Genomic DNA, 1020 nt, shown 5'->3' with positions numbered 1-1020 from the left:
CAGGGTGCCGGTGTAGGAGGAGCAGCGGGAGCCGTTGGAGCCGGACCAGAACTGGTTGGTGCCGTCGGCGTTGCCGATGATCCTGTCGTTGGACCCGCTGTCGCACGAGGTGTTGTTGCGGAATACCGAGGTTCCGGCGTCGAACTGGAAGTTGCGCTCTTCGTTGCCGACGCTGACATTGTCCGACACCGTCATCGTGCCGGGGTTGCGGTTGTAGGTGAACCCGTGTTTGCCGTTGTTGTAGGCGATGTTGCGCCGGATGACGTGATCGACCGCGATGTCCTCGCCGCCGAGCTTGTAGCCGTTGCGGTCCCCGTTGCCGGCCTGGCCGCCGTTGCTGAGCGTGCCGTTGTCGTAGGCGAGAGAGTCCTCGACGGTCACCGCGCCGATGGGTCCGGTGTCGGTCTTGGTGAACAGATCCCAGCCGTCGTCGATGTTGTTGTGGGCCACGGCGTGGCGGAAGACGTTGCCCGGACCTGAGGTGAGCTTGGCGGCGAAGCCGTCGGCGTCCTCGCCGTCGGAGTCGGCGTTGTCGTGCGACTCCACGCTCACGATGAGGTTGCGGGAGGGCCACTGCTCGCGGGGTGCCCCGGCCACCAGCCGCGAGAGCTGCAGCCCCGTGTCGCGGTTGAAGCGCGTCACCGTGCGCTCGATGATGTTGTCGTTGCCGGCCAGGAGGATCCCGTTGTCACCGGCGCGCTCGACGACGACGCCGTGGATGTGCCAGAACGAGCCGCCCACGGCGAGCCCGCGGTTGGCCGGGTCCTCGCTCTGGGCCGAGAAGTTCAGGATCGGGGTCTCACCGGGGTAGGCGGAGATCTTCTTGCGGGCGCTCGCGGTGCCGTTGTTGCCCGGCGCGATGGTGATCGTCTGCGAGAAGTCGTAGCGCCCGCCGCGCATGGAGATCGTCCCGCCGGGAGCGACACGGGTGATCGCGGAGGTGAGCGTCGTCGGGGCCGATTCCGTCCCGGCCGCACTGTCCGTGCCGTTCGGCGCCACGTACAGCGTGTCGCCCGGCGG

General features: G+C 67.9%; 1 protein-coding gene. It reads right to left on the bottom strand.

Annotated features, from left to right (window positions below):
- Positions 1 to 1020 (bottom strand): right-handed parallel beta-helix repeat-containing protein (locus ACVCAG_RS45750; protein ID WP_447191671.1); only part of this gene is annotated, 1020 nt, incomplete at both ends.

The organism is Streptosporangium sp. G12 (assembly GCF_052983175.1).
This window is presented reverse-complemented; position numbering and strand designations above follow the sequence as displayed.